Annotated in this window: 15 protein-coding genes and 1 tRNA gene; 4 read left to right on the forward strand and 12 right to left on the reverse strand. The window is 45.2% G+C overall.

Annotated elements, in window-relative coordinates; all coding sequences use genetic code 11:
* Positions 1-8 precede the first annotated feature (8 nt).
* From ACN0TF_RS03530 to thrS, 7 genes are all read right to left on the reverse strand, one after another.
* Positions 9-305, reverse strand: a complete 297-nt coding sequence (locus ACN0TF_RS03530; RefSeq protein WP_253620011.1) for an integration host factor subunit alpha — start codon at positions 303-305, stop codon at positions 9-11.
* Positions 306-308: 3 nt separating this feature from the next.
* Positions 309-2,696, reverse strand: coding sequence for a phenylalanine--tRNA ligase subunit beta (pheT, locus tag ACN0TF_RS03535; RefSeq protein WP_417440770.1), 2,388 nt, complete (start codon positions 2,694-2,696; stop codon positions 309-311).
* Between the two features lie 13 nt (positions 2,697-2,709).
* Entirely contained in the window at positions 2,710-3,690 is a 981-nt protein-coding gene (gene pheS, locus ACN0TF_RS03540) for a phenylalanine--tRNA ligase subunit alpha (RefSeq protein ID WP_011234641.1), read from the reverse strand.
* 123 nt (positions 3,691-3,813) lie between these two features.
* Positions 3,814-4,167 carry a 50S ribosomal protein L20 gene (gene rplT, locus ACN0TF_RS03545; RefSeq protein WP_011234642.1) on the reverse strand — a complete coding sequence of 118 codons (354 nt, stop codon included), beginning with the start codon at positions 4,165-4,167 and terminating at the stop codon, positions 3,814-3,816.
* Between the two features lie 13 nt (positions 4,168-4,180).
* On the reverse strand, positions 4,181-4,378 hold the full coding sequence (rpmI, locus tag ACN0TF_RS03550; protein ID WP_417440771.1) for a 50S ribosomal protein L35: 198 nt from the start codon (positions 4,376-4,378) through the stop codon (positions 4,181-4,183).
* A 73-nt stretch (positions 4,379-4,451) separates the two neighbouring features.
* On the reverse strand, positions 4,452-4,997 hold the full coding sequence (gene infC / locus ACN0TF_RS03555) for a translation initiation factor IF-3 (protein WP_126779471.1): 546 nt from the start codon (positions 4,995-4,997) through the stop codon (positions 4,452-4,454).
* Positions 4,998-5,016: 19 nt separating this feature from the next.
* The gene (gene thrS / locus ACN0TF_RS03560; protein WP_417440772.1) at positions 5,017-6,933 is read right to left on the reverse strand and encodes a threonine--tRNA ligase; all 1,917 of its coding nucleotides are present in this window, start codon (positions 6,931-6,933) and stop codon (positions 5,017-5,019) included.
* Between the two features lie 166 nt (positions 6,934-7,099).
* Here thrS and ACN0TF_RS03565 point away from each other — a divergent pair, with 166 nt between their 5' ends.
* Both ACN0TF_RS03565 and ACN0TF_RS03570 read left to right on the forward strand, forming a co-directional pair.
* A complete protein-coding gene (locus ACN0TF_RS03565; RefSeq protein ID WP_417440773.1) occupies positions 7,100-7,993 on the forward strand; it encodes a DMT family transporter in 894 nt (297 codons plus the stop codon).
* A 199-nt stretch (positions 7,994-8,192) separates the two neighbouring features.
* On the forward strand, positions 8,193-8,402 hold the full coding sequence (locus ACN0TF_RS03570) for a CPXCG motif-containing cysteine-rich protein (protein WP_417440774.1): 210 nt from the start codon (positions 8,193-8,195) through the stop codon (positions 8,400-8,402).
* Here the strand turns inward: ACN0TF_RS03570 and ACN0TF_RS03575 are convergent.
* Positions 8,396-9,004 carry a riboflavin synthase subunit alpha gene (locus ACN0TF_RS03575; RefSeq protein ID WP_417440775.1) on the reverse strand — a complete coding sequence of 203 codons (609 nt, stop codon included), beginning with the start codon at positions 9,002-9,004 and terminating at the stop codon, positions 8,396-8,398. The two genes, ACN0TF_RS03570 and ACN0TF_RS03575, sit on opposite strands and share 7 nt — an antisense overlap.
* 31 nt (positions 9,005-9,035) lie before the next feature.
* Between ACN0TF_RS03575 and ACN0TF_RS03580 the strand changes: the two genes are divergently transcribed.
* Positions 9,036-10,070, forward strand: a complete 1,035-nt coding sequence (locus ACN0TF_RS03580) for a DUF3080 domain-containing protein (protein WP_417440776.1) — start codon at positions 9,036-9,038, stop codon at positions 10,068-10,070.
* A gap of 8 nt (positions 10,071-10,078) precedes the next feature.
* Here ACN0TF_RS03580 and ACN0TF_RS03585 read toward each other — a convergent pair whose 3' ends face one another.
* Positions 10,079-10,342: a hypothetical protein gene (locus ACN0TF_RS03585; protein WP_417440777.1), complete on the reverse strand. Its 264-nt coding sequence runs from the start codon at positions 10,340-10,342 to the stop codon at positions 10,079-10,081.
* 195 nt (positions 10,343-10,537) lie between these two features.
* Here ACN0TF_RS03585 and ACN0TF_RS03590 point away from each other — a divergent pair.
* Positions 10,538-10,614, forward strand: a tRNA-Val gene (locus ACN0TF_RS03590).
* Positions 10,615-10,656: 42 nt separating this feature from the next.
* Here ACN0TF_RS03590 and ACN0TF_RS03595 read toward each other — a convergent pair.
* The 3 genes from ACN0TF_RS03595 to ACN0TF_RS03605 form a co-directional block, all read right to left on the reverse strand.
* Positions 10,657-11,367: a cold-shock protein gene (locus tag ACN0TF_RS03595; protein WP_417440778.1), complete on the reverse strand. Its 711-nt coding sequence runs from the start codon at positions 11,365-11,367 to the stop codon at positions 10,657-10,659.
* A gap of 272 nt (positions 11,368-11,639) precedes the next feature.
* Complete coding sequence (locus ACN0TF_RS03600; protein WP_253620019.1) at positions 11,640-12,209, reverse strand: porin family protein; 570 nt, start codon at positions 12,207-12,209, stop codon at positions 11,640-11,642.
* A 220-nt stretch (positions 12,210-12,429) separates the two neighbouring features.
* Positions 12,430-13,464 carry a cyclase family protein gene (locus tag ACN0TF_RS03605; RefSeq protein WP_417440779.1) on the reverse strand — a complete coding sequence of 345 codons (1,035 nt, stop codon included), beginning with the start codon at positions 13,462-13,464 and terminating at the stop codon, positions 12,430-12,432.
* Positions 13,465-13,479: the final 15 nt, after the last annotated feature.

The following is a 13,479-nucleotide window of genomic DNA, read 5'->3' on the forward strand; positions in this document are numbered from 1 at the left end:
ACCCGAGGTTAATCCTCGGGTTCTGCGTTTTCGACTCGACTTTTAAATTTCTGACCAGGTTTGAAGGTGACAACCCGCCGCGCTGAAATAGGAATTTCCTCGCCCGTTTTCGGGTTACGCCCAGGGCGCTGATTTTTAGTTCGCAGTTCAAAATTGCCAAAACCTGACAACTTCACCTGCTCACCTTTTTCCAAAGCAACTCTGATTTCTTCAAAAAAATCTTCAACTAACACTTTGGCATCTTGTTTACTAACACCGTATTTGTCGAACAGCACTTCTGCCAGTTCTGCTTTGGTCAGCGCCATAGTTTAATCCCTCAATGTTGCATTAAACTCACTCTTTAATGTCTCAATAAATTTAGTCATAAGCTCAGTGACTTCCGCTTCTTCCAAAGTTTTGTCGCTGTCTTGCAGAGTAACGGATAGAGCCAAGCTTTGCTTACCTTCTGCCACACCATCACCGATGTAAACGTCAAACAAGTTTAGGTCAACTAACTGTTTTACGCCAACATTTTCCATCGCAGCGATCAGTTCACCCGCCGCAAGGTCTTTATCAACCACAACAGCAAGGTCGCGGCGAATAGAAGGATAACGAGATACCGGCTTAGCTTGCGGTAAAGGTCGCTCAGTCACGGCTGATAACGCCAGTTCAAAAACAAAGGTGCGCTGGTTAAGCCCTAAAGCCTTATCAAACTTAGGGTGCAAAGCGCCGATATCGCCAACTTTTTCAGAGCCGCGGTAAATTGCCGCTGATTGCCCCGGGTGCAGCGCTGGATTTTGCGATGCAACAAAACGAAAGGCTGCAGCATTGCCTGTTTGAGCCAACAAAGCTTCAACATCGCCTTTTACGTCGTAAAAATCAACTGCACGATCACCTTCCGACCAGTGCTCGGAGTGCGCTTTACCAGAACGTATGCCACTAATAACCGCTTCCTGACGAACACCATTTTCAGCTGACTCGTCTGGAATAAAGCGTAAACCCGTTTCTACAAAAGCCAGTACAGACTGCTGACGCTTCTGGTTATGAGCAACCGCGCCGACTAATCCTGGCCATAGGCTCACACGCATAGAAGACATATCAACTGAAATTGGGTGTGGCAAAGTCAGCGCTGCGGTTTCATCAAACATCAGTGCCTGATGTTTTGGATCAACAAAGCTGTAAGTTATCGCTTCCTGATAACCACGACTGACCATAGCATCTACCAATTGATGGGTACTAAGCTGGCTTTCTTTGCGCTCAGTCATACGCAGTTGCGCTGCCGGCGGTGCAGCCTGAATTGAGTTATAACCGTAAACCCGGGCTACTTCTTCAATTAAGTCTTCTTCAATACTCAAATCAAAACGGTATGACGGAATGCCCACCTGCCACTGTTCACCGTCAAATGAAACCTCGAAGCCTAAACGCTCAAGAATTTCAGTGACATTGTCATTAGCAATGCTGACACCCAGTACTTTAGCCAATCGGCTGGTTCTTAGCGTAATACCATCACGCTTAGGTAAAAATGCTTCTGCAACCGCTTCGGTTACCGGCCCTGATTCACCACCGCAAATCGCCAACAATAATTCTGTCGCTCTTTCCATTGCCGTACGCTGCAACTGAGGGTCCACGCCGCGCTCATAACGATGAGACGCATCTGTATGTAAACCGTAACGGCGAGCTTTGCCTAAGATGGCATCTGGTGCAAAGAAAGCGCTTTCCAGAAAAATGTTTTTGCTGTTTTCTGTTACACCACTGTTTTTACCACCGTAAACACCCGCCATGGCTAGTGCTTTTTTCTCATCAGCAATGACCAGGGTGTCTTCGTCCAGCTCAACCAGTTGCTCATCTAATAAAGTCAGCTGCTCTTTGGGCTTAGCTAAGCGAACATCAATGTTCCCTTCCAGCGAATCTAGGTCAAAAGCATGCATGGGGTGACCCAGTTCAAGCAACACGTAGTTAGTGACATCAACTACCGGGTCAATACTACGAATATCACTGCGTCTTAATTTTTCTGTCATCCATACCGGCGTTGGGCGAGTTAAATCGACACCTTTAATAACGCGACCTAAATAACGTGGACATTGCTCAGCGGCAGACAAGGTAATGCTTAGCGTATCTTCAATACTGGCGGCTACTTCATTGCTTTCTGGTACTGTTACATCCAGACGGTTCAATACACCCACTTCACGGGCTATACCTCTAATGCTAAGGCAGTCACCACGGTTAGGCGTTAAGTCGATATCAATACTGTTGTCGTCAAGCTGCAGGTATTTACGGTAATCTTCTCCGACCGGAGCATCTGCCGGAAGCTCTATAATGCCGTCGTGCTCATCAATAAGACCCAGTTCTTTGAACGAGCACAGCATACCGTTTGACGGCTGACCGCGAAGCTTCGCTTTCTTAATTTTGAAATCACCAGGCAATACCGCACCAACTTTAGCAACCGCGACCTTAATACCTAAGCGGCAGTTAGAGGCGCCACAAACAATATCCACCGGCTCGTCTTCGCCAACATTAACTTTGGTCACTTGCAGTTTATCTGCATCCGGATGAGGACCACACTCAATCACTTCACCAACGACGACAGTATGGAATTCATCGGCAACCGGCTCAACAGCATCTACTTCAAGACCAGCCATACTGAGCTGTTCACTCAATTCATGACTGCTGATGTCGGGGTTAACCCATTCCCTTAACCATTGTTCACTGAATTTCATTGCTTACTGCCCGTTAGTTAAATTGTTTGAGGAAACGCAGATCGTTCTCGAAGAACGCACGTAAATCATTCACGCCGTAGCGCAACATGGTAAGACGTTCAACGCCCATACCAAATGCAAAGCCGGTGTACTTTTCCGAGTCAATACCCACCGCCTTTAATACATTTGGATGCACCATGCCGCAACCTAAAACTTCTAACCATTTACCGTCTTTACCCATGACATCAACTTCCGCGGAAGGTTCGGTAAATGGAAAGTAAGAAGGCCTGAACCTAACCGTCAGCGACTCTTCAAAAAAGTGGTTCAGAAAGTCTTCTAAAATGCCTTTCAACTGCGTGAAGCTAACATCGGTATCAACCATTAACCCTTCTACCTGATGAAACATCGGTGTGTGGGTCTGGTCGTAGTCGTTCCGATAAACCCTGCCCGGAGAAATGATCCGCAGTGGCGGTTTTTCATTTTCCATGGTACGAATTTGCACACCAGAAGTTTGCGTACGCAGCATTGTTGAGGGAGTAAAGTAAAACGTATCGTGGTCGGCTCGTGCCGGATGATTCGCCGGAATATTCAACGCATCAAAGTTATGAAAGCCGTCTTCGACTTCCGGGCCTTCTTTTACGCTAAAGCCTAAATCACCGAAAAACTGTTCAATACGACGAATGGTCTGAGTAACCGGATGCACACCGCCCACCGCTGAATGCCGTCCGGGTAGGGTAACGTCTATACGCTCCGCTTCCAGCTTTTGCGCTAACTCAGCAGCTTTCAATAACTCTTTACGAGCATTGATACTGGTCTGCACTTGTTGCTTGGCTTCATTAATTTTCTGTCCGGCTTCCCGGCGTTCAGACGGATCTAACTTACCTAAGCCTTTTAAAAGCTCAGTAAGCTGCCCTTTCTTGCCCATATACTCGACGCGGACTTCGTCTAACGCAGTCGGTGAATCTGCGGCCGCAATGGCCGATTCAGCCTGCTCAACAATTTGCTCTAGCTGCATCGTATCCCTCAACAACACAAGATAAATAATAAAGGCGCTATGATAGCGAATTTTCAATGAAAAAGGGAGCCAATTGGCTCCCTTCTAAATCTGTTTATTCGAACCCCTAAAGGTTTTGAATAATTACAGCGCGCCTTTTGCTTTCTCAACCAAAGCGGCAAAGCCGTTTTGATCATGAACAGCGATATCGGCTAAGATTTTACGATCGATTTCAATAGATGCTTTTTTCAGACCATTGATAAAGCGGCTGTAAGACAGACCGTTTTGACGAGCCGCAGCATTGATACGAACAATCCATAATTGACGGAATTGACGTTTTTTGTTGCGACGGTCACGGTATGCGTATTGACCTGCTTTAGTTACTGCCTGGACCGCTACGCGATAAACGCGACTACGGGCACCATAATAACCTTTCGCCTGCTTCAGGACTTTTTTGTGACGCGCTCTCGCGATTACACCACGTTTTACTCGTGCCATTTGCTATCTCTCCTTATGCGTACGGTAACATGCGAGCGACTAATTTAACGTCGGCCTCATGGACCATGCTCTTAGCGCGAAGCTGACGCTTACGCTTAGGGCTCTTCTTAGTCAGAATGTGACGCAAGTGAGATTGCTTGCACTTAAAACCACCAGAAGCAGTCTTTTTAAAGCGCTTGGAAGCGCCCTTGTTCGATTTCATTTTTGGCATGAAATTAAACTCCGCATTGTTGATAAAAGTGTGAAAGGGTGAGCCTGACAATCAGACTACTTGTAAACCACGATCACTTCTTGTTGGGTGCCAAGACCATAATCATCTGGCGCCCTTCGGCACGTCTTGGGAACGACTCAACAATTGAGATTTCTTCTAAATCGTCTTTAACACGGTTTAGCAATTCAATACCCAATTCTTGGTGTGCCATTTCCCGGCCACGGAAACGGATAGTGACTTTAGTTTTGTCACCTCCCTCGAGGAAACGACGCAGGTTGCGCAGTTTTACCTGGTAGTCGCCCTCATCAGTACCAGGTCGGAACTTAACTTCCTTGACCTGAATCTGTTTCTGTTTTTTCTTCTGCTCTTTCTGTTCTTTACTCTTTTCAAAGAGGAACTTGCCGTAATCCATCAAGCGGCAGACTGGTGGTTCTGCGTTAGGGCTCATCTCCACCAAATCAACACCAGCTTCCGCTGCTGCATCAAGAGCCTCGTTAATACTGACGACACCAGCTTGTTCACCATCGGTTCCGATTAAGCGAACTTCATCAACGCCTGTAATCTGTTCGTTGATACGGTTTTTATCTGCAGCTTTCTGAGTTCTTTTTCCGCCTTTAATGGTTTATTCCTCCAAACAATTAATCAATTTTGCGAGTACGGACTTCGTCCTCTACACGAGCAATGAAGTCTTCTAACGGGAATTTGCCCAAGTCATCACCACCACGTGTACGTACCGCAACCTCACCAGCTTCGACTTCTTTATCGCCGACAACCAGTAAATATGGAACACGTTTCAATGTGTGTTCACGGATTTTAAAGCCTATCTTCTCATTTCTCAAGTCGGCTGATGCACGAATTCCCTTTTCGTTCAGGGTTTTGACAACTTTTCGTACATAATCGCTTTGATTATCCGTGATATTCATTAACACAACTTGCGTTGGCGACAACCACAACGGGAAGTTCCCTGCGTACTCTTCAATAAGAATACCCATGAAACGTTCAAGTGATCCCAAAATAGCCCGGTGAATCATAACTGGCGTGTGTCGCTCGTTATCTTCGCCTACGTATGTGGCACCTAAACGTCCTGGCAACGCAAAATCGAGCTGTATTGTACCACATTGCCACGCTCTGCCCAGACAATCGAACAAAGTAAATTCTATTTTAGGGCCATAAAAGGCACCTTCACCCGGTAAATAAGAAAAATCGATGTCATTATTTTTCAAAGCCTGAGCTAATGCAGTCTCCGAGCGGTCCCATGTCGCATCGTCACCTAAGCGTTTTTCAGGACGGGTTGAAAGCTTTACATCGATGTTTTCGAAACCAAAGGTTTTGTAGGTTTCGTACACCATTCTGATACAACCCGCGACTTCTTCCTGTATCTGCTCCTCGGTACAAAAAATGTGCGCATCGTCTTGTGTGAAACCTCGAACACGCATCAGACCATGCAACGCACCTGAAGGTTCATTACGGTGACAACTACCAAATTCCGCCATGCGTAACGGCAAGTCGCGGTACGACTTTAAGCCCTGATTAAAGATTTGAACGTGTCCCGGACAATTCATTGGCTTAACGGCGTATTCGCGGTTTTCCGATGACGTAGTGAACATCAGTTCTGAGAATTTCTCCCAATGACCTGATTTCTCCCACAGCACCCGATCCATCATCATCGGACCTTTGACTTCCTGATATTCGTACTCGCGCATTTTTTCGCGAATGTAAGTTTCTAACTCACGGAAAATGGTCCAGCCATTGTGATGCCAGAACACCATACCCGGCGCTTCTTCCTGCCAATGGAATAAATCCTGAGCTTTAGCAATTTTACGGTGATCGCGTTTTTCCGCTTCTTCTAGACGCTGCAAATAGGCTTTTAACTGTTTCTTATCTGCCCAGGCGGTACCGTATATACGCTGCAGCATTTTGTTGTCAGAATCACCCCGCCAGTAGGCACCGGCCATTTTCATAATTTTAAAATGCTGACAAAATTTCATGTTCGGCACGTGCGGCCCACGACACATATCAACGTATTCTTCGTGGTGATAAAGCCCCGGCGTTGCATCGGTTGGGATGTCTTCGTCCAGGATTTCTATTTTATAAGGTTCATGGCGTTCTACGAAAGTTTCACGGGCTTCTTTCCAGCTGGCTTTTTTCTTTATAACGGCATATTCCGTTTTAGCCAGTTCTTTCATCCGCTTTTCAATCTTCTCCAGATCTTCCTGAGTAAAGGTATGATCAACATCGATGTCATAGTAAAAACCGTTGTCGATGACCGGGCCTATTGCCATTTTTGCGTCTGGCCACATCTGCTTCACCGCGTGCCCCATTAAATGAGCACAAGAGTGACGAATAATGTGCACTCCGTCGTCATCTTTTGGTGTCACAATTTCAATGCGGGCGTCATGTTCAATGAGTTCACAGGCATCAACCAGCTCACCGTCAATACGGCCAGCAACCGTTGCTTTCGCAAGGCCGGCACCGATATCGGCGGCAACTTCCATAATGCTTACAGATTTATCGAATTCGCGTTGACTTCCGTCAGGGAGAGTAATTACAGGCATGAAACTTCCTTTCCAACCAGTGGTGACACCTACCAAGTGCCACGTGCTCTATTTTGGTTTTATCTGCTTTATAGAAAAAACCTACGAAATTTTTGCGTTCGGTACCATCGAACGCGAGACGCTACTATAATCGACCGCTTACATTTGAGCAACCGCCGAGCCTGCTTTGACATCAGACATTACTGGAGAGTTAACCGGACAACTTGCCGCTTTATTGGCCGCTGCCTTCTGGGCGGTCGCCACCGTGTTGTACCACCGCGCCGGTAGCCACTTCTCGCCCTTACAAATGAACTTAGTTAAAGGCGTTGTTGCCACTCCCCTGCTTTTAACTATGAGTTTGTTGCTGGGCAACTCGTTAGAGCTAAGCTCAGGCCTGTGGTTACTCGCATTAAGCGGTATTATAGGTATTACCATTGGCGACAGTTGTCATTTTGCCGCGCTGCGACGTTTAGGTCCCTGGCACGCTATGTTACTGGAGTATCTGGCACCACCATTGGCCGCTTTCATGGCCTGGGTATTTTTAAGTGACGGTTTATCCACCATTGAAATTACCGGTGCGGTAATAACCTTAAGCGGTGTTCTGTGGGTCGTTACTGAAAAAGCCCCAGACAAACAGCCTGCGCTTTCATTATCCGGTATATTCTTCGGCTGCGGCGCAGCACTCTGCCAGGCCACCGGTTTAGTCATGGCTTTTGCGGTGCTAATGCAATCCAGCGTAAACGCTATAGATGCGGCATTTGTGCGTCTTGCCGCCGGTTCTTTTTTACTCGCTATAATTGTCGGACTTTCAAAACGAGGCGCATACAGCGCAATCATAAAACAAGTTCGTTCTATCAACCCATTGCCGCTTCTCGGCGCCATTGTATTCGGTACGTTCCTGGCTATTTGGTTACAGCAAATTTCTATCGCCAATATCAACCCGGGTCTTACCCAGACTTTATTATCCACTGCACCACTCTTTTTGATACCGATTTCTTTACTGAAAAAACAACGAATTACCCCGCGTTCCATAACCGGAGCGTTAATCTCATTGGGCGGAATCAGTATTTTATTTCTATAGTAAGACGTAGAACCTTATTTCGTTAAGGATGCGTGGGTAAATTCTGGCGTATAAAGAAATGACCGGGTATGAAACAGACTATCGAAGGCCATGGATGGCCTGAGTTAAGCGTCCATGGACGGACTCGTAGCGTGTCTGTTTCATACCCGGTCATTTCTCAGCCAGGGTTTACCCACGGATCCTGACAAGGGAGTTACCAATGAACGAAGAAAACTTACAAAGTGTTCCGGTGAAATGCCCGCACTGTGGGCACAATACCTTTTTAGAAATTGATGCCTCGGAGGGAAATCAGGATTATCAGGAAGAATGTGCTGCCTGCGGTGACCTCATTCATGTTCAGTTACAAGTTGATGAAGTTAACCAACAGGCACGGGTGAAAGTAGATGGTAACGATGAGCAGTTTTACTGACGTTTAGCCAGCACACGCTCAACTGTTTCAACAATAGTGATAGTTTGCTGATCAAGTTCAATATTCAGACTGTCGCCCACCTGCGTTGATTCCAAATTGGTCAGGCGCAAAGTTTCCGGAATTAAATGCAGGCTAAAGCAATTAGCTTCAACCTGACCTACCGTCAAACTGGCGCCGTTAACCGCAATAAACCCTTTGGCAAACAAGTATGGGGTGTAATGCTCCGGTAGTTCTATCCACATAGCAACGTTATTCTCAGAGGTATCAATTTTAGTCACTTTGCCCTGGCAATGAATATGACCTGAAACTGCATGCCCGCCAATTTCATCGCCCACTTTTAGTGACCGCTCCAAATTAACTTTGTCCCCCTCACCTAACAGCCCTAAATTAGTTAGCCGCAGGGTTTCATCAATGACATCAAAATGCACCTCAGTATCGCTAAATTCGACCACCGTTAAACAGCAACCATTTATGGCAATACTTGCACCAATAGCCAGGTTTTGTAGAAATTGGGGTTCAGTTTTAACAACCAGGTGTCGAAAAGATCCTTGGTCAGAGACTGAAAGTATCGTAGCTTGGGTTTGAACAATACCGGTAAACATCGATAAGAACCTTGTTGCAAGGAATAATACAATGAAGCGAAGTGTACTGATTTTCCGCTCTTTTGGCTATGCGTTCGTCGCCTTTGGGTTATCGGCCTGCTCAGATGACCAGGGTCTAACGGAATACGCGGATGAACTGCATAACCGCGTCCAGAGTACACTTAAGCTCCCCAATAACTCAATAGAAGCTCCTAAGCCTCAACTCCAGTATCCGGCCAAGCGCGCATTAACCAGAAATATTGAACGGACAAGCATGGGCTTACTGGAAAGCCTTCGGCTTAATCATTGTCAGTTAGGCCAGCTAATAGCTGAAAACAACAGTTCACTGGGAAAGCTAAAAGATGGGTTTAGCCGCTACCACGCTGACCTGACCATGATTAAGGCACTGAAGGAATGCATTGAGCATCCTGAGTCGGCCAATGTTAAAGACAAATTGAAAGAAGTATTAGTGCATAAGGAATCGCAACTACAGAGCAGCCTGGCGAATGCCTTTGCCCGTGACGAAGGATTGAGAAGAGCTCTGTCTGTAGGCAATAACTCTTTACCCAAAATACATGTGACAGAGTACAACTACGCTGTGAATGCGCTGGAGCGCTTTACCCGCATATTAGAACGCTGGAACTACACAAAAGAAGCAGATGACCCCGATGAGCTAATAAAAATGCTCGGTCGTTTAGAGCGTAGTGACTACCTTCCTGACTTGTTCCGTACTATGTTGGATTACTCTTATAAACTGGAGAAAATGACCGAACTGCTGCCTGAAGTTCCTAAGTCAGTTTATTGTCAAAATGGAAAGGTGCCAGATGACGCATTAGCGCTAAAAGAAGCTTTTAACAACATTTATCTCAAAGAAATGCAAGGTGACATAGCAGAAGTTATTGAACAGCATCAGCGCTTACTCATGACTCTGGAGAATCTCGCAGGTATAGCCCCTCAACCGGAGCTAAAAGCCTACATTGCAGAACTCGGTACACTCAGTAAAAAGCTAACCGATGCATCAGTGCATTTTGTACGCCCATGGCAAAAATTCTATAGCGCCTGTGACTTTACACCAGGGCTAGATTAGCGGTTCGCTTAAAGATGCCAGTGTTTAGTTAGGCCCGGGTGTGGCGTACCTTGCTCTGTTTGGTGAATTTCATTGATAACGTACCGTAAGCCAATAAAGACCCAAAGCCAGAAAGCGGCATGTAAAGCCCCCGCCATAACAACAATTACGGAAGAGCGCATCAAAATATCGACATGTAATATATTGAAAGCAAGCTGTGCAATAATGCCGGCGATGGTCGCCAGAAAAAGAAGCCCTGCAACGGCGCGTATTACTCGTAAAAAAGTAAACATTTAACCACCTCTTTTTCGTCAGTAAAAACTGAGTATAGTGAACATTCTAGCAAAAGCCCTCTTAAGAAAGTAAGCATAGTCATTCAAAGCTGAATAGAATTTCGACAAACAAATGCATTTAGTAAAAAATCGCTTGCACCTGTGGGCGCAAATCACTAATATACCGCCCGTCGTTAACGACATTCCCCATAAAGTGCGTCCGTAGCTCAGTTGGTTAGAGCGCTGCCTTGACATGGCAGAGGTCGGTAGTTCGAGTCTACTCGGACGCACCATTTACTGTTTCTACTTCTCAAGTATCCCCTTGAATTATGCTTTCAACTAACTATCGTAACCCCTAAAACAAAAACTAATAGTGCTAAACTCGCCCATACCCAAATTGAATTCTCTCCTTCGAAATCTTTTTTCAAAACATTGCCATCATAAACGACATTGCACTTTCTTGATAAAGTCCCGCTATAGGGTGGAAGAACCTCATTGATTCGCTCTTCAATTGCAGCTACCTGCTTTAAAACTTCTTTTTCAGGAATTCCTTGAGTGTCATTTTTCGTCCCATTCATCACTAAAGCGCTCTCACCAATCATCGAAAAAGCTCTATAAATATAGTTTCCTTCATAGAATTTTTTTTGAACTAATCGAGTATTTAACAGCGCATTGCCGCCAGTTAATTGAACTTCTGCTCTTGCATGTGCTTCAGCTTCGTCTGGATCACGATAAAAATAAGTTTGAATCATTCTACGATAAAATACAGTTCCATACTTTGGGGATTCGTTTTTTGTCTTAATGAAGTTTTTAGGAGCCACAAAAAATTTATCCGAGAAATTAGATACAGGTACTACTAAACGGGTAACACAAGGACCTCGTTCTTCTAACTGAATATCCACATTCACCATAAGGTCTTTCTTAAGTTCTGAGAAGGTATTTTTACCAACAACTTTTATATGAAAGAACGCATCATTACCTTCATGATCAGTAACAAAGCCAAAACCTTTTTCAGGGAATAGATTTTTTACTAACGCTTTTTTCATATAAGACACTCTTATCTACAAAGTACTATAATCCGAACCATCGTTCAGAATAACTAAATCGAGGATACTAAATGATCAATATTCTTGTTAATACTATTACTTATTTTCTGTTCCGAGGAGATCTAATAAAAGTAAGAAAAGTAATATAGCGGATTAATAAAGCATATAATTTTTAGAAAACTATTGGGAGTCTAAATGAAATACAAGGGTGATTTTAAAAGAGTAAATTGCCGCCCATCTAAAACGACAGGCGGCGGGCTTAACTGGCTTGCTTAGAAGTGCCAAGCAGCGCCAAGGAAGTAACCGTCGCGGTTATCACTATCAAAGCTATCAGCGTAAGTTGCACTTAAGCTGAATTGGCTATTGATGTACCAACGAGCAGCCAATTCAAATTGTTGGTCATCATCATCAATATCGATGTGACGTACCAAACCTGAGAACTCAACTGCTGGGGTTAAACGATAAACACCACCAATTTGCACTGCGTAGCCAGTATCGTCATCGCCATATGACTGGCCATTCACGTCAAAATCAACATCCATGTAAGCAAGGTTCACATCAGCAAAGCCAGTGAATTTTTCGCTAAACTCGTGTTTGTAACCAACACCAGCCAAAACTTCATCCATATCCAGACTGCTTACGCTAGTGTGAGCGTAATCTGCAGTGAAATAGATAGATTCACTCAGCATGACACGACCATCAAGGCCAAAACCATCAACATCATCGCCATAGTCGATAAAACGCGCTTCTACGCGATCAAAGTCAGAACCTTGGTCTGCGGCTAAAGTTGCACCACTGAATAACGCGGCGCCGATAAGTGTAGCTAATACTGCTTTTTTCATTCTTTAATACTCCGTTATGTCGTGCGTGTCCCGCACATACTACTTCCAAGCTGCCAGGCAGCACTGCTTCATTCAGCGAAGCAATGTATGTAATGATAACGAAAAGTTCTTTGACTATTTGTTGTTTTTTAGTTGATTATCATATGATTAACGACAGGTTACTACGACAAAAAGTAGAGAAGCATACAGATACAACGCCTGCATGCTTCAGGGTGAAAGGCTACTTAATAACGATAGGATTAATTGGAGAACCCGAGCCTCGCTCCATTTTTAAAGGAGCAGCGGTAAACATAAACGTATATTGACCGTCTTCACGGCTATCTGCCGCCAAATCGTCCAGCCAGTAAAGCTCACTCAATACCACACCTAAGTCCCGAATAAGTGCCCCATGCAGCGGGATCACATAATCTTTACCTTCAATCTCTTGCGGTACAAGTTCAACTGCCAGGTTATCAGCAGCAATCACGGGTATCTCCATGTTATCAATCCATTTGATCAGATCTTTGCTATAACACAGGCCGGGCTCTGTCGTTGCGCTCCACTCAGCATCTGGTTCTTCCTGATAGAAACGTCCAACAGATCCTGTTCTTATTAATAAAATATCGCGTTTTTCTACGGTTACATCCTGCGCTTCTGCCGTGTCTTTGAGGTCTTGTAAAGTAATACATGAGCCCGGTGCCAGCCGTCCTACGTCACCGCCTTTCAAATGCCCGACATCCAGCAGTACGCCGCGGCCAACAATACCGTGCTCGGCTAATACTCCGACATCAACATGATCATGTCCATGCACTGTGCTATCGGCCGATACCCCACCGTATACTTTATCGCCATACCAGGCGTGACCTAGTGCATCCATGTGCGTCGTACCCTGCAAGTACATAAAGACTGCATCGTCTGAGTACTTAACACCACCGGCCAGCTCATCCAGCTTATTTACGCTGTACATACTTTCGTCCTGAGTCATGAAATGCATTGCCGGAACACGTCCCGGGAATACAGGCCCCACTCCATGAGTAATCGGCAGTTGAAGCGTAAAAGTTTCACCTGAACGAACGGCTTTTATACCACGCAAGGCCTGTTTTTCATCAAGGTAGTTAAGAGCGCCAAGTTGATCGTCATCGCCCCATTTCCCCCAGTTCTTGGGCATATCTTTTTGAAGGTTTTCAATATCGCTGGTCTGGGCCAACGAAACTCCGGATGCACTCATAAGTGCTGTAGCTAAAGCCATTGATAGTACTGATTTTATTGTTTTCATTGTTCTTCCTTTTTT

The organism is Idiomarina sp. (assembly GCF_048265525.1).
Classification (GTDB): domain Bacteria; phylum Pseudomonadota; class Gammaproteobacteria; order Enterobacterales; family Alteromonadaceae; genus Idiomarina.

What these genes read in the sequence shown, in the direction of transcription:
- ACN0TF_RS03605 (WP_417440779.1), bottom strand. Translation starts at nt 13,464, where the DNA reads ATGAAAACAATAAAATCAGTACTATCAATGGCTTTAGCTACAGCACTT.
- ACN0TF_RS03600 (WP_253620019.1), bottom strand. Translation starts at nt 12,209, where the DNA reads ATGAAAAAAGCAGTATTAGCTACACTTATCGGCGCCGCGTTATTCAGT.
- thrS (WP_417440772.1), bottom strand. Translation starts at nt 6,933, where the DNA reads ATGCCTGTAATTACTCTCCCTGACGGAAGTCAACGCGAATTCGATAAA.
- ACN0TF_RS03570 (WP_417440774.1), top strand. Translation starts at nt 8,193, where the DNA reads ATGAACGAAGAAAACTTACAAAGTGTTCCGGTGAAATGCCCGCACTGT.
- ACN0TF_RS03580 (WP_417440776.1), top strand. Translation starts at nt 9,036, where the DNA reads ATGAAGCGAAGTGTACTGATTTTCCGCTCTTTTGGCTATGCGTTCGTC.
- rplT (WP_011234642.1), bottom strand. Translation starts at nt 4,167, where the DNA reads ATGGCACGAGTAAAACGTGGTGTAATCGCGAGAGCGCGTCACAAAAAA.
- ACN0TF_RS03530 (WP_253620011.1), bottom strand. Translation starts at nt 305, where the DNA reads ATGGCGCTGACCAAAGCAGAACTGGCAGAAGTGCTGTTCGACAAATAC.
- ACN0TF_RS03595 (WP_417440778.1), bottom strand. Translation starts at nt 11,367, where the DNA reads ATGAAAAAAGCGTTAGTAAAAAATCTATTCCCTGAAAAAGGTTTTGGC.
- pheS (WP_011234641.1), bottom strand. Translation starts at nt 3,690, where the DNA reads ATGCAGCTAGAGCAAATTGTTGAGCAGGCTGAATCGGCCATTGCGGCC.
- rpmI (WP_417440771.1), bottom strand. Translation starts at nt 4,378, where the DNA reads ATGCCAAAAATGAAATCGAACAAGGGCGCTTCCAAGCGCTTTAAAAAG.
- ACN0TF_RS03585 (WP_417440777.1), bottom strand. Translation starts at nt 10,342, where the DNA reads ATGTTTACTTTTTTACGAGTAATACGCGCCGTTGCAGGGCTTCTTTTT.
- ACN0TF_RS03575 (WP_417440775.1), bottom strand. Translation starts at nt 9,004, where the DNA reads ATGTTTACCGGTATTGTTCAAACCCAAGCTACGATACTTTCAGTCTCT.
- pheT (WP_417440770.1), bottom strand. Translation starts at nt 2,696, where the DNA reads ATGAAATTCAGTGAACAATGGTTAAGGGAATGGGTTAACCCCGACATC.